This is a genomic window from Variovorax sp. 160MFSha2.1 (assembly GCF_048305075.1).
Lineage (GTDB): Bacteria > Pseudomonadota > Gammaproteobacteria > Burkholderiales > Burkholderiaceae_C > Variovorax > Variovorax guangxiensis.
On the sequence record NZ_CP157624.1, the window covers coordinates 5,162,367 to 5,178,150 of the forward strand.

Sequence of the window (15,784 nt, forward strand, 5' to 3'; positions counted from 1 at the left end):
GATCGGCGAGGTCATCCACGGCAATGTCGTCCGCTTCGCTCGCCCCTGTCAACCGCGGTCCTGCGAAACGGCCGCGGCCCGAAGATCAGCAGGCGACGGCTGCAGGCCGGCGCGCCGCGGCACGCGCGCTCGCCACCGCCCAGCCGAAGATGCCGAGCCCCGCCAGCGCCAGAAGCGCGCCGACCCAGCCGGTGGAGGTCCAGCCCAGGCCTGCCGCGATCGCGACGCCGCCGAGCCATGCGCCCAGCGCGTTGGCCATGTTGAAGGCCGAGTGGTTGAGCGCTGCGGCGAGCGTCTGGGCGTCGCCCGACACGTCCATCAGGCGGATCTGCAACGCCGGGCCGATGGCCACGGTCGAGCCGATGAGGAACACGTTGACGGCGGCCGCGACGACGTTGTGCGCCGCGAAGGTGAACACCGCGAGCACCAGCGCCGCGTAGACCATCACGCCGCCGATGGTGCGCATCACCGACTTGTCGGCCAGCCGCGAGCCCACGAGGTTGCCCACCACCATGCCGAGGCCGAAGAGCGCGAGCACGATGGGCACGCCGCCCACCGGCATGCCGGCCACCTCGATCAGCGTGGGCTTGATGTAGCTGAACACCGAGAACATGCCGCCGAAGCCGATGGCGGCGATGCCGAGCGTGAACCACACCTGCTTGCGCTTGAGTGCGCCGAGTTCGCGCCAGGGGCTGGCGCCGGCGGCGGGCGCCATGTCGGGGATGTCGCGGCGAAGCAGCGCGATGGCCACCAGCGCGATGACGCCCACGAACACAAAGGCCGCGCGCCAGCCGAAGAACTGGCCCAGCCACGCCGCGATGGGCACGCCCACCAGCGTGGCGCCGGTGAGCCCCAGCATCACGAGCCCCACGGCCCGCGCGCGGCGCCCCGGCGGCGCCAGCGTGGCGGCCACCAGCGCAGCCACGCCGAAGTAGGTGCCGTGCGGCAGCCCCGCCGCGAAGCGCAGCAGGTTCAGCAGCAGGTAGTTGGGAGCGGCGGCGCTGGCGAAGTTGCCCGCCGCGAACACGGCCATGAGCGCGATCAGCAGCGCCCGGCGTCGCCAGCCGGCGGCCAGCACCGCGAGCACCGGCGCGCCGATGACCACGCCGAGCGCATAGGCGCTGATGACGTGGCCGGCCTGCGGGATGCTCACGCCGATGTCGCGTGCGACCTCGGGCAGCAGGCCCATGATGACGAACTCGCCGGTGCCGATGGCGAAGCCGCCGACCCCGAGCGCGAGCACCGCGCGCAGGAAGTTGGCGGGTGCGCCCGAAGGCAGTGTGAATGAAGAAATGTCGGTGGCCGCGCTGTCCTGCGCGGGTGGGGAGGCGTTCAAGGCCAGGCTCCTGGGAGGTGTGCCCGGCGGCAGCGGGCAAGGCGCGATTTTAGGGTAAACCCTGAAACCGCACCGATACGCAGATGCCGAAGACCTTGTACTGGCAGGGCCGCGAGGGCCTCGCTTGTGGACTCAGATGGCCACCAGCTGCCGCACGCCCTGCGCTTCCATGTCCTTGCCGAGGCCGCGCGCAATGACTTCGCCGCGTTCCATCACGAGGTAGTCGTCGGCCAGTTCCTGGGCGAAGTCGTAGTACTGCTCGCACAGCACGATGGCCATGTCGCCCCGGTCGGCCAGCATGCGGATGACGCGGCCGATGTCCTTGATGATGCTGGGCTGGATGCCCTCGGTGGGCTCGTCGAGGATCAGCAGGCGCGGCTTGGGCGCCAGCGCCCGGGCGATGGCCAGCTGCTGCTGCTGGCCGCCGGAGAGGTCGCCGCCCCTTCTGTTCATCATCTGCCTGAGCACGGGGAAAAGCTCGTACAGCTCCGCCGGGATGGGCGTGCCGCCGCTCTTGTAGGCCAGGCCCATGCGCAGGTTCTCCTCGACCGTGAGCCGCGCGAAGATCTCGCGGCCCTGCGGCACGAAGCCGATGCCGGCCCTGGCCCGCTCATAAGGCGTGGCCTTGTGGATCGGCTTGCCTTCGAGCTCGATGCTGCCGCTCTTGATGGGCACCAGGCCCATGAGCGACTTCAGCAGCGTGGTCTTGCCCACGCCATTGCGGCCCAGCAGCACGGTGACCTTGCCGAGCTTCGCCTCGAAGCTTACGTCGCGCAGGATGTGGGAGCCGCCGTAGTACTGGTGGATGTTCTTGACTGTCAGCATGGTTCGTTCCCCCTCAGCGGCCCAGGTAGACCTCGATCACCCGCTCGTCGGCCTGCACTTCGTCCAGCGTGCCCTGCGCGAGCACGGAGCCGTCGCACAGCACGGTGACGATCTCGGAGATGGTGCGGATGAAGCTCATGTCGTGCTCCACCACCATCAGCGAGTGCTTGCCCTTGAGCGAAAGGAAGAGCTCGGCAGTGCGGGCCGTTTCCTCGTCGGTCATGCCGGCCACGGGCTCGTCGAGCAGCAGCAGCTTCGGGTCCTGCATCAGCAGCATGCCGATTTCCAGCCACTGCTTCTGCCCATGGCTCAGGTTGCCGGCCAGGCGCGAGACGCTGTCGGCGAGGTGGATGGTCTCCAGCACCTCGGCGAGCCGGTCGCTCTGCGCAGAGTCGAGCCTGAAGAGCATCGACGAGCGCACGCCCTTGTCGGTCTTCAGCGCCAGTTCCAGGTTCTCGAACACGGTCAGGTGCTCGAACACCGTCGGCTTCTGGAACTTGCGGCCGATGCCCAGCTGAGCGATCTCGGCCTCGCGGTGGCGCAGCAGGTCGATGGTGCTGCCGAAGAACACCGTACCTTCGTCGGGCCGGGTCTTGCCGGTGATGATGTCCATCATCGTCGTCTTGCCGGCGCCGTTCGGTCCGATGATGCAGCGCAGCTCGCCCGGCGCGATGTCCAGCGAGAGCTTGTTGATGGCCTTGAAGCCATCGAAGCTCACGCTCACGTCTTCGAGGTAGAGGATGCGGCCGTGCGTGACGTCGACCTCGCCCGGCGTGACGTGGCGGCCGAAGTCGGCGGCGCGGCCACCCGACTCGGTGCTGCCGCTCACGTAGTGGATGCCGCTGGCGCGCGCGACGCGCTCGGCGCCGGCTTCCATCAGGTCGGGCGTCATGCGCGTGCTCCCTTCGCATCCACCGGCAGCGAGGCCAGCGCATCGGGCTCGACGCCCTGCTCCGCCGCGACTGCGCGACGCGCATCCTGCGCAGGCTCGGGCGGCGGGGTCTTCTTTTTCTCCCTCGACAACCACTTGCGCACCAGCCCTACGATGCCGTTCGGCAGGAACAGCGTGACAGCAATGAACAAGGCGCCCAGGAAGTACAGCCAGTACTCCGGATAGGCCACCGTGAGCCAGCTCTTCGCACCGTTGACGATGAAGGCACCGATGATCGGCCCGATCAGCGTCGCGCGCCCGCCCACCGCTGCCCAGATGGCGATCTCGATGGAGTTGGCGGCGCTCATCTCACCCGGATTGATGATGCCGACCTGCGGCACGTACAGCGCGCCGGCCACGCCGCACATGACGGCCGAGATCACCCAGATCGTGAGCTTGTAGGGCAGCGGGTTGTAGCCCGAGAACATCACGCGCGTCTCGGCGTCGCGGATGGCCTGCAGCACGCGGCCGAACTTGCTGCCGATGAGCCACTTGGCGAACAGGAAGAAGCCCAGCAGCGTGGCGCCGGTGAGCGCGAAGAGCGTCATGCGCATTTCCTGCGTGGCGATCGGGATGCCCAGGATGCGCTTGAAGTCGGTGAAACCGTTGTTGCCGCCGAAGCCCGTCTCGTTGCGGAAGAAGAGCAGCATGGCAGCAAAGGTCATGGCCTGCGTGATGATCGAGAAGTACACGCCCTTGATGCGCGAGCGGAACGCGAAGAAGCCGAACACGAAGGCGATGAGGCCCGGCACCGCGACGATCAGCACCAGCGTGGCGATGAAGCTGTCGCTGAAGGTCCAGTGCCAGGGCAGCGTCTTCCAGTCGAGGAACACCATGAAGTCCGGCAGGTCGCTCTTGTAGTTGCCGTCGCGGCCGATCTGGCGCATGAGGTACATGCCCATCATGTAGCCGCCCAGCGCGAAGAAGAGGCCGTGGCCGAGCGAGAGGATGCCGGTGTAGCCCCAGATCAGGTCCATGGCCAGCGCGCAGATCGCATAGCACATGATCTTGCCGACCAGCGCCACCGCGTAGTCGCTCATGTGCAGCGGACTGTCGACGGGCACCCACATGTTCAGCACGGGCGCCAGCGCGCACACCACGATGAGCGCGACGAAGAAGGCCGTCCAGCCCTTGCCGCTCAAGAGCGGCCCCTTGGTTGGAAGTACGACCTTGCTCATGCCTCTGCGCTCCGGCCCTTCATGGCGAAGATTCCCTGGGGACGTTTCTGAATGAAGATGATGATGAAGACAAGCACCGCGATCTTCGCGAGCACCGCGCCCGCCCAGCCCTCGATGAACTTGTTGAGAATGCCCAGCCCCAGTGCCGCGTACACGGTGCCCGCGAGCTGGCCCACGCCGCCCATCACGACCACCATGAAGCTGTCGACGATGTAGCTCTGGCCCAGGTCGGGGCCGACGTTGCCGATCTGGCTCAAGGCGCAGCCGGCAAGCCCGGCGATGCCGGAGCCGAGCGCGAAGGCGTAGGTGTCGATGCGCGCGGTGTTCACGCCCATGCACGAGGCGATCGGCCGGTTCTGCGTGACGCCGCGCACGAACAGGCCCAGCCGCGTGCGGCCGATGAGCCAGCCCATGGCCAGCAGCACCAACGCGGCGAAGACGATGATGCAGATGCGGTTCCACGGCAGCGTGACGTTGCTCAGCATGGTGAAGCCGCCGCTCATCCAGCCGGGGTTTTCCACGCCGACGTTCTGCGCGCCGAAGATGGAGCGCACCAGCTGCTGCAGCATCAGGCTGATGCCCCAGGTGGCCAGCAGCGTCTCGAGCGGGCGGCCGTAGAGGAAGCGGATCACGCCGCGCTCGAGCACCGCGCCCACCAGCGCCGATGCCATGAAGGAAACGGGAATGGCGGCCACCAGGTACCAGCCGAACGCGGCCTCGGGCATGTACTTCTGGAAGATGCCCTGCATCACGTAGGTGGCGTAGGCGCCGATCATCATCAGCTCGCCATGAGCCATGTTGATGACGCCCATCAGCCCGTAGGTGATGGCCAGGCCCAGCGCGGCCAGCAGCAGCACCGAGCCCAGGCTGACGCCGCTGAACACGGCGTTGATGCGGTCGCCCCAGACCAGCGCGCCGTCGATGCTCGAAATGGATGCGACGATGGCGGCCTTGACGTCGGCCTCGGTCTCGTCCGCCAGGCGCTGGTTGAGCAGCAGCTTGGTGTCTGGGTTGCGGTTGTTGCCAAGCTCCTTCGCCGCGGCAAGGCGCTTGGCCTTGTCGGCGCTGCCGAGCATGCTGGCTGCGCGCACCAGCTCCAGCTGGGACTTGATCTTGGGGTTGGTCTCGGCGGCCAGCGCCTTCTCGACCATCGGCAGGCGCGACTCGTCGGGCTCCTTGAAGAGCGCCTGCGCGGCCTCGGCGCGCACCGCGTCGTCCTTGCTCGTGAGCTTGAGCGCGGCCTGCGCGGCATCGAGCGCGCCGCGCATGAGGTTGTTGTTGACGACGTCCTCGGCGGTGTCGGGCACCTTCAGCTCGGTGCCGGTGACCGGATCGTAGCCTTTGTCGTCCTTCATCACGAAGACCTTGTCTTCGGTGTACTTGACCGCGTCGTCGGACATGGCCTGGATGAAGGCTGCCGTCTTGTCGTCTGCCGTGAGCACGGCCTTGTTGAGCGCGGCGATGCGGGCTTCGGAATCGCCGGAGGCGATGGCCCGGGCTTCGTCGGCGGTCAGCGCGTGGGCGGCCGATGCCATGAGGAGCATGGCGGCGAAGGCGCAGTGAAGGGATCGTCGAAGCATCATGAAATTCGTGTTGCTCCCTCTCCCCTGGGGGAGAGGGTTGGGGTGAGGGCCGGAGGCCTTCAAACAAACGCGGCGGCCCAATCGACCGCCGTTGCCCCCACCCCCGCCCTCTCCCCGAGGGGAGAGGGAGCAAGGCAAGGGGCTTGTCGATCACTTACATCGACTTGCCAGCGGGGTAATCCGGCTTCTTGTCGTTGCCTTCGATGTACGGGCTCCACGGCTTGGCCTTGACCGGGCCCGGCGTCTTCCACACCACGTTGAACTGTCCGTCGGCCTTGATCTCGCCGATGAACACGCTCTTGTGCAGGTGGTGGTTCTTCTCGTCCATCTTCGAGACGATGCCCGAGGGTGCGGTGAAGGTCTGGCCGGCCATGGCTGCGATCACCTTGTCGGTGTCCGTCGACTTGGCCTTCTCGACCGCCTGCTTCCACATGTGGATGCCGATCCAGGTGGCTTCCATCGGGTCGTTGGTGAGCGGCTTGTCCTTGTGGCCGGCGATGTTCTTGGCCTTGGCGTACTCGCTCCACTGCTTGATGAAGGCGGTGTTGGTCGGGTTCTTGATCGACATGAAGTAGTTCCATGCGGCCAGGTGGCCCACCAGCGGCTTGGTGTCGACGCCGCGCAGTTCTTCCTCGCCCACCGAGAAGGCGACCACCGGCACGTCCTTGGCCTTCAGGCCGGCGTTGCCCAGTTCCTTGTAGAAGGGCACGTTGGAGTCGCCGTTGATGGTCGAGACCACCGCCGTCTTGCCGCCGGCCGAGAACTTCTTGATGTCGGCCACGATGGTCTGGTAGTCGCTGTGGCCGAAGGGGGTGTACTTCTCGTCGATGTCGGATTCCTTCACGCCCTTGCTCTTCAGGTAGGCGCGCAGGATCTTGTTGGTGGTGCGGGGGTACACGTAGTCGGTGCCCAGCAGCACCCAGCGCTTGGCGCCGCCGCCTTCCTTGCTCATCAGGTAGTCGACGGCCGGAATGGCCTGCTGGTTGGGCGCGGCGCCCGTGTAGAACACGTTCTTGGAGAGCTCTTCACCCTCGTACTGCACGGGGTAGAACAGCAGGCCGTTCATTTCCTCGACCACCGGCAGCACCGACTTGCGCGACACCGAGGTCCAGCAGCCGAAGATGACCGACACCTTGTCCTGGCCGAGCAGCTGCTTGGTCTTCTCGGCGAACAGCGGCCAGTTGGAGGCCGGGTCGACCACCACGGGCTCGAGCTGCTTGCCCAGCACGCCGCCCTTCTTGTTGATGTCGTCGATCGCCATCAGCACCGTGTCCTTCAACACGGTTTCCGAGATGGCCATCGTGCCCGACAGCGAGTGCAGCACGCCGACCTTGATGGTGTCGGCGGCGAATGCGGGCGCAGCAGAAATGCTGGCCAGCGCGACGGCGGCGGTGAGCGCCTTGAGGGTGAAACGACGTTGCATGTGGACTCCTGCTCCGGGGTTGGTTGAACCTTTTCGACAGCCTTGGCTGGCGTGGGAGGGAGTCTGCGGAATGCACCACAAAGGGGAAATACGCCGGGTGGCGTACACGGACGTACTCAGGCCGGCGGCGCGGGGTACTTGCGGGCGTTGAGGAGCATCTTGCTGCGCGCGGCCTCGATCACGTCGATGCCGAGCTTGTCGGCGAGCTGCAGCAGGTAGAGGAAGACGTCGGCGATCTCGGTGCCGATCTCTGCGCGCTTGTCGGCCGGCAGGTCGCGGCTCTGGGCCTCGGTGAGCCACTGGAAGTGTTCGAGCAACTCGGCGGCCTCCACCGAAAGTGCGCAGGCAAGGTTCTTGGGGGAATGGAACTGCTCCCAGTCGCGGGCCTGGGCGAAGTCGCGAAGGGCTTGGATGAGCGATTGCAGATCGGATTCCATGGCACACCTGTCGTTGTGCGGCGAGTGTGGCATGGGCTTCGGGAACAAACCCAATCTGGGCATGCGAATGCCCGGATTGGGCAGGCACTCACGATCGGGCCGGCATTGCCCGGCTTCCGCGCCGATGCAGCACAGCCACCAGCAGCGCCGACACCGTCAGATACAGCAACGCCACCCCAAACCCACTCGCATACGCCCCCGCATCCGGCGCATGGCCGAGCCGCCCGTAGAAAAGAATGCCGATCAGCGCCACGCCCAGCGCGTTGCTCGCCTGCTGCACCATCGAGATCACGCCCGAGGCCACGCCCGCATGCTGCGGCGGCAGGCCGGCCAGCACGGTGGACACCAGCGGCGCCATCACCATGCCGAGCCCCGCGCCCTGCACCAGAAGCAACGGCACCATGCACGCCACGAGGTGCGAGTGCCCGGGCCAGACGGCCACGTTGACGAACTGCAGCGCGTGCCCCGCGGCGAGCACAAGGGCACCGAGCGCGATGGGCGGCTTGCCGCCGAAGCGGCGCGCGAGGCGCGCCCCCATCATCGACGTCGCGAAGAAGCCGGCCGCCAGCGCCGTGAAGACGATGCCCGAGCTGAGCGGGTCGAGGCCCAGGCCCTGCTGCAGGTAGAGCGCGAGCACGAAGTAGAGCGAGGCGTTGCCCACGTAGAAGGCCAGCGTCGTGAGCAGGCCCATGCCGAAGCGGCCGTTGGCGAGCAGCACCGGAGCTACGAGCGGCGCACCGCCACGCACTGCGAGCCGGCGCTGCTGGTGCGCAAAGGCTGCGAGCAGCGGCAGCGCCGCAGCAAGGCACAGCCAGCTCCACAGCGGCCAGCCCTGTTCGCGGCCTTCCACCAGCGGCAGCACCACTGCCGCCGAGCCCGCGGCCACGAGCAGCATGCCGGCGAGGTCGAGGCGGCTGTTGCCGCTGTTCGCCAGCGGCGCAATGACGCGCGGTGCAAGCGTCAGCGCCAGCAGGCCGATCGGCACGTTGATGAGAAAGCAACTGCGCCAGCCGAGACCCGCCAGGTCGGCATGGATCAACAGGCCGCCGACCAGTTGCCCGAGCGTGGCGCCCAGCCCCAGCGTGAGTCCATAGGCCGCGAAGGCGCGCGCCCGGTCTTCCCCGGTGTAGACCAGGCCGATCATCGCCAGCACCTGCGGCTGCAGCAGCGCGCCGGCCAGTCCCTGCAGCACGCGTGCCGCCACCAGCAGTTCGGCGTTCGGCGCCAGGCCGCAGGCGGCCGAAGCGAGCGTGAACAGCAGCAGGCCCAGCATGAACATGCGACGGCGCCCGAACAGGTCGCCGAGCCGGCCGCCGGTGATCAGGCCCGCGGCGGTAGCGAGGCCGTAGCCGGCCACCACCAGCTGCAGGGTGCCCGCGCTCGCCTGCAGTTCGCGCTGCATCGAGGGCAGCGCGACGTTGACGATGAAGAAGTCCAGCACCACGAGGAAGGTGCCGCTGAGCATGACCCACAGGCCCAGCCGGCCGGGCTGTGTCGCGTCCGGACTCTGGCTGCCGGTGGAAGAAAGCGATGCTGCCGAAGCGATGTTTGACTGCGTCATGATGGATTCGAGTGTTGGAAGGAAGCGGCGCGAAGGCAATGACCTCGGAGGTCATCGGCCGGGCTCAGGCGGCGGGCGTGGGCAGGATGAACTGGTAGTCCGTGGCGATGCGGCCGTCTGCGGCGAGCACCAGGAACTCCAGCCCGAGCGCGGCCACCGGGCCGCCCGCGGCCGGGACCATGTGCCAATGGAACATCACCGCGTCGTGCAGGAACTGGGCGTCGCCCGCGCGGACGAAGCGAAAGCCGGCGTCGCGCACGTTCTTCTCATGCGAGCCGGTGACGCGCTGCTGCAGCGCCTCGTGGCCCCTGGCCTGCAGCGTGCGCACGTAGTGCTCGCCGTCGGGCACCCAGAGGCCGGCGATGGCGGCGCGCCTCGCCTCGGCGTCGGGTTCGTTCCAGACGGCGACGTAGCGGTCGGCGAGTCGGGTGAAGTCGGTGGGATCGGTCCTGGTGTTCATGGCCCTGCTCCTGCTGGTTCCTGAATGAGTGAGGCCGCAGTTTCCGCCGCTGCCGATGGACAGTGAATGCCCGGAAGTCCGAAAATCTTGTCCATTCGTCCACCACTGGAGGAGCCTTCGATGGACCCGCTCGACGACATCTTTGCGGCCATGAGAGTGCGCAGCGCGCTGTACGCCCGCCTCGAGGCCGGGGCGCCCTGGGGCGTAAGCCTGGCCGGGGGCGAGAGCGCACGCTTCGGGCTCGTGGTGCGCGGCGGCTGCCTGCTGGAGGTCGAGGGCATGGCGCAGCCGGTGGCACTGGCGGCGGGCGACTGCTATGTGCTGGCGCACGGCACGCCTTACATCCTGCGCGACCATCCGAACACGCCGACCGTGAGCTGCGCTTCCGTCGTGCGCGACCGCATCGGCGGGCTGGTGGAGCTCGGCGGCACGGGCACGGCGGCGTCGGTGATCTGCGGCTGGTTCCACTTCGACCAGCGCGCCGCGCGGCCGCTGCTCGATCTGCTGCCGGTGCTGCTCCACGTGAAGATGGAACAGGCCCGCGCCCTTGCGCTGCAAGGCACGCTGCAGCTGCTGGCCATGGAAACCGGCGAGCCGGGCCTGGGGTCGAGCCTGCTCGTGAGCCGGCTGGCCGACATCGTGTTCGTCCAGGCGGTGCGCGCGCACGTCGCGGCCAACGCCGAATCGCAGACGGGCTGGCTGGCCGCGCTGGCCGATGCACGCATCGGCCCCGCGCTGCGCGCGATGCACAAGGAGATCGCGCACGACTGGACGGTGGAGGCGCTCGCCGCCGTCGCGAACCTCTCGCGCTCGGCCTTCGCACAGCGTTTTCGCGAGCGGGTGGGACAGGCGCCTCTGGAGTACCTCACGCAATGGCGCATGTTCAAGGCCGGCAACATGCTGGGACAAGGCAACGCCGCCCTGGGGGCGATCGCCGCGGCGGTGGGCTACGAGTCGGAGGCGGCGTTCAGCAAGGCCTTCAAGCGCAGCAAGGGGATGGCGCCCAGTGCGTGGCGGGCTGCTGCGCGCGAAGGAGCGGTCGCCGCATAGCCGCCCCTTCCGCTAGACCTTCTTCGGGCCTCCAGCGGCCTTGAACTGCGCGGCGGCAAACGCCCAGGCCATGCGCGTGGCATCGGGCCCCTCGGGGTCGCTGAACAGCAGCTTCGGCGCTCCGCCGCTCCACGAATGGCCGAGCCCCGCGATCTCGCACAGCGTGACGAGCGTGCGCCCCTTGCGCCTGAAGTCGGTCACCCGCATCGCACGGCGCCTGCCGCGCTGCACCTCGCGCGTCAACCCTGGCCGCGCGCCCACGGCGGTCGCCCATACAGCAGCGCTGCTGGCGGCATTGCTCGGCGCGACCACCGCGTCGGCATCGCCGTGCAACACGAGCATCGGCGGCAGGGTGGTGAAGACCGCCGCCGCGCCCATCGCCTTGCCGACGGCCGTGGTGGGCATGGGCGGCACGTGCTCGCCGCGCATCGCGCCCAGGGCGGTGGCAGGCGACTTCGCCGCACCGGGCGCCACGCCCGAGTGCATGACGACGGCGCGGAAGCGGTTCGGGTAGCGCGTCGCGAGCAGCGCCGCCATGCTCGCGCCGGCGGAAAGGCCGGCCAGCGCCACGCGGTCGCGGTCGACGGAATAGAGCAGGCAGGCCTGGTCGATGGCGGCCATCAGCGTGGCGGCCTCGGCATCGGCCTTGCCGGAGCGACGCTCGTACCAGTTCCAGCAGCCCTGCGGATGGGCGATCCGGTCCTGTTCGGGGTAGAGCACCAGGAAGCGCTGGCGCACGGCCAGTGCGTTCATGCGGGTACTCGCGGCGAAGTCACGGCCGGTCTGGCCACAGCCGTGCAGCATGACCATGAGCGGCAGGCGCTCGCCCGGCTTCAGTTCGAGACCAGCCGGCCGGAACAGGTGATAGCCGCGCGCGCCGCCCGGCCCGACAGCCACCCCGCTGAGCCAGTCGCCCCTGCCGGGCGGCGGCTTGAGCCGTTTGGCGGTCGCGCGCTGGACCTGTCCCGCAATGCGCTTGCTGTTGCTCAGGGTGGCCTTGGTGAGCGCACGCAGGTTGCGCTCGTAGGCGCGGGCAAAGACTGAAGCTGTGGAACGACGAGCCATGGCGCGCAGTGTGACCGCAAAGCGCCGGCCGGCCTACCCTTGGCCGGCCGCAAGGACCGCGCGTGCCTCAGTAGATTTCAGGAACGATCATGTTCGCCGGCACGGGCTGGCGCAGGTAGTCGGCATGGCGCACGCGCTCGGGCAGCTCGACCGGGGGATGCGGCACTTCCTGGTAAGGCAGCTGGCCCAGCAGATGGGTGATGCAGTTCAGGCGCGCCTTCTTCTTGTCGACCGCCTGCACCACCCACCACGGCGCCTCCGGAATATGCGTGCGCTCCAGCATGATTTCCTTCGCCTTGGTGTATTCCTCCCAGCGGCGGCGGCTCTCGAGGTCCATGGGGCTCAGCTTCCATTGCTTGAGCGGGTCGTGGATGCGGCCGAGGAAGCGCATGTGCTGCTCGTCGTCGGTGATGGAGAACCAGTACTTGATGAGCTTGATGCCCGAGCGCACGAGCATCTTCTCGAACTCGGGCACGGTGCGGAAGAACTCCTCGTACTCGTCGTCGGAGCAGAAGCCCATCACGCGCTCGACGCCGGCGCGGTTGTACCAGCTGCGGTCGAAAAGCACCATCTCGCCGGCCGCCGGCAGGTGCGCCACGTAGCGCTGGAAATACCACTGGGTGCGTTCGCGGTCGTTGGGCGCCGGCAGCGCGGCCACGCGGGCCACGCGCGGGTTCAGCCGCTGGGTGATGCGCTTGATGACGCCGCCCTTGCCCGCCGCGTCGCGGCCTTCGAACAGGATGACGACCTTCTGCTTGCTGTGCTGCACCCAGTCCTGCAGCTTGACCAGCTCGCCCTGCAGGCGAAACAGCTCCTTGAAGTAGGCCTGGCGGGCGGCCTTGTCGGCGGAGGATGCCGCGGTGACCGAAGCGGGGTCGAGGCCGTCGATGTTGCGGTCCTCGATCTCCAGCTCGAGCTCTTCGTCGTAGCTGTCGATCAGGTCGCGGGCGATGCGTTGCATCAGGTCTTCATGGTCGGGAAGTGCGCTCGTCAGCATGGTGGGGCGGCAGGAGAAAGGATTGAAGAGGGAGACGAAAAAGCATGCTGCTCGCCCCAAATGACGACTACGTGACAGTTTTGACGCCGTTGACATGTAGTTGTCATACGCGGCGAACACCATCTGGAGCCATTCCAACACCCCAGAATCCCATGAACACGCTCGCAGCCCCGCATGCCGAGTTGCCGTCGGCGTCCGCCGCGCAACGGCCCAAGCTCGACGCCAAGCCCGGTCCGCTCACGCTGATCACCTTCGTGGGCCTGCTGGCCGCCGGCCTGCTCTTCACGGCCTGGAGCCTGGTCGGCGACGTCACCGCCTCCGGCGCGCCCGTCACCACCTGGGTGCCCTACATACTTCTTGGCGTGGCACTGCTGATCGCACTGGGCTTCGAGTTCGTCAACGGCTTCCACGACACCGCCAACGCGGTCGCGACCGTCATCTACACCCACTCGCTGCCGCCGAACTTCGCGGTGGTCTGGTCGGGCTTCTTCAACTTCCTGGGCGTGATGGTGTCCAGCGGCGCGGTGGCCTTCGGCATCATCGCGCTGCTGCCGGTGGAACTGATCCTGCAGGTGGGCTCGGGCGCCGGCTTCGCGATGGTGTTCGCGCTGCTGATCGCCGCCATCATCTGGAACCTGGGCACCTGGTGGCTGGGCCTGCCGGCATCGTCGTCGCACACGCTGATCGGCTCGATCATCGGCGTGGGCGTGGCCAACGCGCTGATGCACGGGCGCGACGGCACCAGCGGGGTCGACTGGGCGCAGGCCACCAAGGTGGGCTATTCGCTGCTGCTGTCGCCGATGGTCGGCTTCGGCTGCGCCGCCCTGCTGCTGCTGGCGCTGCGCGCCTTCGTGAAGAACCGCGCCCTGTATGAAGAGCCCAAGGGAACCGAGCCGCCGCCGTGGTGGATCCGCGGCCTGCTGATCCTCACCTGCACGGGTGTGTCCTTCGCGCACGGCTCGAACGATGGACAGAAGGGCATGGGCCTGATCATGCTGATCCTGGTGGGCACGGTGCCGATGGCCTATGCGCTGAACCGCGCAATGCCCGCCGACGAGAACGTCAAATTCGTGGCCGTGGCCGAGATGGCGCAGAACGCGCTGAACCGCAGCGTGCCGACTTCGCTGCCGGCCATGGCACCCGCTGCCGCGCGCGACACGCTCTCCACCTACGTGCGCACCCGCGAGTTCACGCCGGCCGTGGTGCCGGCCCTGGCCGCGACGGCCGGCAGCATCGGCACCCAGGTGCGCCAGCACGGCTCGCTGGCCGGTGTTCCGGCGGAGGCCGTTGCCAACGTGCGCAACGACATGTACCTGGCCTCCGAGGCCATCCGCCACCTCGACAAGAGCGGCGCGGCCAGGTTCGACGAGGAGACGAAGCTGCGCGTGAACACCTTCCGCCAGGAGCTCGACAGCGCCACGCGCTTCATTCCGCTGTGGGTCAAGGTGGCGGTGGCCATCGCGCTGGGCCTGGGCACGATGATCGGCTGGAAGCGCATCGTGGTCACGGTGGGCGAGAAGATCGGCAAGACGCACCTGAGCTACGCGCAGGGCGCCTCGGCCGAGGTGGTGGCCATGGTCACCATCGGCGCGGCCGACATGTACGGGCTGCCGGTGTCGACCACGCACGTGCTGTCTTCCGGCGTGGCCGGCACCATGACGGCCAGCGGCTCGGGCCTGCAGTTGTCGACGCTGCGCAACCTCGCGCTGGCCTGGGTGCTGACGCTGCCGGTGGCGATGCTGCTGTCGGGCTCGCTCTACTGGCTGTTCACCCGCATCTTCTGAACTCGCGTACTTACCATCTTGTCGGCATTCCACGATCTCGCGGCCCAGTCGTACGGGGGCGACGAAGCCGGGCTGATCTGCGGCTACCTCTTCGACACCCGCGCGCCCGAGCCCGCGCGGGCCATCGACTCCGCGCAGGCCGCCGCGTGGCTGGCCGGGCAGCGCAATATCGAAGCCAGCGAAGCCCGAGCCGGCTGCGAAGGCGAAGACGGGCAGGAAAACCCCGCCTATGTCTGGCTGCATTTCAACTTGAGCCATGCGCACGCCGAACGCTGGCTGGTGCGGCACGCGAACCTCTCCGACACCTTCTACGAGACGCTGCACGAGGGCCTGCCCTCCACGCGCATCGAGCGAGACGACGATTCGCTGATCGCCGTCATCAACGACGTGCACTTCGAGTTCAGCTTCGAGCCATCGGACATCTCCACGCTGTGGATCAGCGTCGGCCCGCGCCTGGTCGTCACGGCCCGCACCAAGCCGCTGCGCTCGGTCGATGCGCTGCGCACCGCGGTGAAGGCGGGCGACGCGCCGCGCTCGAGCACCGAGCTGCTCGAACACCTGCTGCGCGCGCAGGCCGATGTGCTGGTGAAGATCGTGCGCGGCGTCACCTCGCGCATCGACCGCATCGAGGACGAACTGCTCGCCGGCCGCCTCGACCACAAGCGCGCGCGCCTGGGCGTGCTGCGCCGGCTGCTGGTGCGGTTGCAGCGGCTGCTGGCGCCCGAGCCGGCGGCGCTGTTCCGGCTGCTGCAGGGACCGCCGGGCTGGATGTCCGAGCCTGACGCGCAGGCGCTGCGCGGCTCAACCGAGGAGTTCTCGGTGGTGCTGCGCGACATGCAGGCGCTGCAGGAGCGCATCAAGCTGCTGCAGGAAGAGATCGCCGCCAACGTCAACGAGGACAACAACCGCAGCCTGTTCGTTCTGACGGTGGTCACGGTGCTTGCGCTGCCGATCAACATCCTGGCCGGCCTGTTCGGCATGAACGTGGGCGGCATCCCGCTGGCGGACCACAAGCACGGCTTCTGGATCGTGGTGGCGATCGTGGCCACCTTCACCGCGGTGGCGGCCTGGGCGGCTTTCCGCAAGCAGCGCTGAGGCGCATGCAGCGGCGCATTAATGCTATTTATTTAATAGCATCTTTTGCAGTATCCACG

General features: G+C 68.0%; 14 protein-coding genes. 3 read left to right on the forward strand and 11 right to left on the reverse strand.

From position 1 onward, the window contains the following. Positions 1-85: 85 nt before the first annotated feature. The 9 genes from ABL838_RS23425 to ABL838_RS23465 all read right to left on the reverse strand — a co-directional run bounded on the left by ABL838_RS23425 (position 86) and on the right by ABL838_RS23465 (position 9,734). Positions 86-1,336, reverse strand: coding sequence for an MFS transporter (locus ABL838_RS23425; protein WP_418122157.1), 1,251 nt, complete (start codon positions 1,334-1,336; stop codon positions 86-88). Between the two features lie 132 nt (positions 1,337-1,468). Then, positions 1,469-2,161, reverse strand: coding sequence for an urea ABC transporter ATP-binding subunit UrtE (gene urtE, locus ABL838_RS23430; protein ID WP_093197661.1), 693 nt, complete (start codon positions 2,159-2,161; stop codon positions 1,469-1,471). Positions 2,162-2,174: 13 nt separating this feature from the next. Beyond that, positions 2,175-3,053: an urea ABC transporter ATP-binding protein UrtD gene (gene urtD / locus ABL838_RS23435; protein ID WP_184641126.1), complete on the reverse strand. Its 879-nt coding sequence runs from the start codon at positions 3,051-3,053 to the stop codon at positions 2,175-2,177. Beyond that, positions 3,050-4,270 carry an urea ABC transporter permease subunit UrtC gene (gene urtC, locus ABL838_RS23440; RefSeq protein ID WP_418122158.1) on the reverse strand — a complete coding sequence of 407 codons (1,221 nt, stop codon included), beginning with the start codon at positions 4,268-4,270 and terminating at the stop codon, positions 3,050-3,052. The genes urtD and urtC overlap by 4 nt, the downstream gene beginning before the upstream one ends. After that, a complete protein-coding gene (urtB, locus tag ABL838_RS23445) occupies positions 4,267-5,814 on the reverse strand; it encodes an urea ABC transporter permease subunit UrtB (RefSeq protein WP_418122159.1) in 1,548 nt (515 codons plus the stop codon). The genes urtC and urtB overlap by 4 nt, the downstream gene beginning before the upstream one ends. A 193-nt stretch (positions 5,815-6,007) precedes the next feature. After that, on the reverse strand, positions 6,008-7,276 hold the full coding sequence (urtA, locus tag ABL838_RS23450; protein ID WP_019657838.1) for an urea ABC transporter substrate-binding protein: 1,269 nt from the start codon (positions 7,274-7,276) through the stop codon (positions 6,008-6,010). A gap of 116 nt (positions 7,277-7,392) precedes the next feature. Further along, on the reverse strand, positions 7,393-7,713 hold the full coding sequence (locus tag ABL838_RS23455; RefSeq protein WP_418122161.1) for a nucleotide pyrophosphohydrolase: 321 nt from the start codon (positions 7,711-7,713) through the stop codon (positions 7,393-7,395). An 88-nt stretch (positions 7,714-7,801) separates the two neighbouring features. Next, positions 7,802-9,274: an MFS transporter gene (locus tag ABL838_RS23460; RefSeq protein ID WP_418122162.1), complete on the reverse strand. Its 1,473-nt coding sequence runs from the start codon at positions 9,272-9,274 to the stop codon at positions 7,802-7,804. Between the two features lie 64 nt (positions 9,275-9,338). Further along, the gene (locus tag ABL838_RS23465; protein ID WP_184641119.1) at positions 9,339-9,734 is read right to left on the reverse strand and encodes a nuclear transport factor 2 family protein; all 396 of its coding nucleotides are present in this window, start codon (positions 9,732-9,734) and stop codon (positions 9,339-9,341) included. Between the two features lie 120 nt (positions 9,735-9,854). Here ABL838_RS23465 and ABL838_RS23470 point away from each other — a divergent pair, with 120 nt between their 5' ends. Beyond that, entirely contained in the window at positions 9,855-10,784 is a 930-nt protein-coding gene (locus ABL838_RS23470) for an AraC family transcriptional regulator (RefSeq protein ID WP_126023367.1), read from the forward strand. Between the two features lie 12 nt (positions 10,785-10,796). On the opposite strand, the gene ABL838_RS23475 is transcribed toward ABL838_RS23470, so the two are convergent. Continuing rightward, the gene (locus ABL838_RS23475; RefSeq protein ID WP_418122163.1) at positions 10,797-11,849 is read right to left on the reverse strand and encodes an alpha/beta hydrolase family esterase; all 1,053 of its coding nucleotides are present in this window, start codon (positions 11,847-11,849) and stop codon (positions 10,797-10,799) included. 67 nt (positions 11,850-11,916) lie between these two features. Further along, the gene (gene ppk2 / locus ABL838_RS23480; RefSeq protein ID WP_418122164.1) at positions 11,917-12,846 is read right to left on the reverse strand and encodes a polyphosphate kinase 2; all 930 of its coding nucleotides are present in this window, start codon (positions 12,844-12,846) and stop codon (positions 11,917-11,919) included. A gap of 152 nt (positions 12,847-12,998) precedes the next feature. Here ppk2 and ABL838_RS23485 point away from each other — a divergent pair, with 152 nt between their 5' ends. After that, entirely contained in the window at positions 12,999-14,630 is a 1,632-nt protein-coding gene (locus ABL838_RS23485; RefSeq protein ID WP_418122165.1) for an inorganic phosphate transporter, read from the forward strand. Between the two features lie 18 nt (positions 14,631-14,648). Beyond that, positions 14,649-15,725 carry a transporter gene (locus ABL838_RS23490; protein WP_418122166.1) on the forward strand — a complete coding sequence of 359 codons (1,077 nt, stop codon included), beginning with the start codon at positions 14,649-14,651 and terminating at the stop codon, positions 15,723-15,725. Positions 15,726-15,784 lie beyond the last annotated feature (59 nt).

Excerpts from the sequence above, each read along its gene's own strand:
- urtE (WP_093197661.1), bottom strand. The coding sequence starts at position 2,161 with ATGCTGACAGTCAAGAACATCCACCAGTACTACGGCGGCTCCCACATC.
- urtD (WP_184641126.1), bottom strand. The coding sequence starts at position 3,053 with ATGACGCCCGACCTGATGGAAGCCGGCGCCGAGCGCGTCGCGCGCGCC.
- urtC (WP_418122158.1), bottom strand. The coding sequence starts at position 4,270 with ATGAGCAAGGTCGTACTTCCAACCAAGGGGCCGCTCTTGAGCGGCAAG.
- urtB (WP_418122159.1), bottom strand. The coding sequence starts at position 5,814 with ATGCTCCTCATGGCATCGGCCGCCCACGCGCTGACCGCCGACGAAGCC.
- urtA (WP_019657838.1), bottom strand. The coding sequence starts at position 7,276 with ATGCAACGTCGTTTCACCCTCAAGGCGCTCACCGCCGCCGTCGCGCTG.
- ABL838_RS23455 (WP_418122161.1), bottom strand. The coding sequence starts at position 7,713 with ATGGAATCCGATCTGCAATCGCTCATCCAAGCCCTTCGCGACTTCGCC.
- ABL838_RS23460 (WP_418122162.1), bottom strand. The coding sequence starts at position 9,274 with ATGACGCAGTCAAACATCGCTTCGGCAGCATCGCTTTCTTCCACCGGC.
- ABL838_RS23465 (WP_184641119.1), bottom strand. The coding sequence starts at position 9,734 with ATGAACACCAGGACCGATCCCACCGACTTCACCCGACTCGCCGACCGC.
- ABL838_RS23470 (WP_126023367.1), top strand. The coding sequence starts at position 9,855 with ATGGACCCGCTCGACGACATCTTTGCGGCCATGAGAGTGCGCAGCGCG.
- ABL838_RS23475 (WP_418122163.1), bottom strand. The coding sequence starts at position 11,849 with ATGGCTCGTCGTTCCACAGCTTCAGTCTTTGCCCGCGCCTACGAGCGC.
- ppk2 (WP_418122164.1), bottom strand. The coding sequence starts at position 12,846 with ATGCTGACGAGCGCACTTCCCGACCATGAAGACCTGATGCAACGCATC.
- ABL838_RS23485 (WP_418122165.1), top strand. The coding sequence starts at position 12,999 with ATGAACACGCTCGCAGCCCCGCATGCCGAGTTGCCGTCGGCGTCCGCC.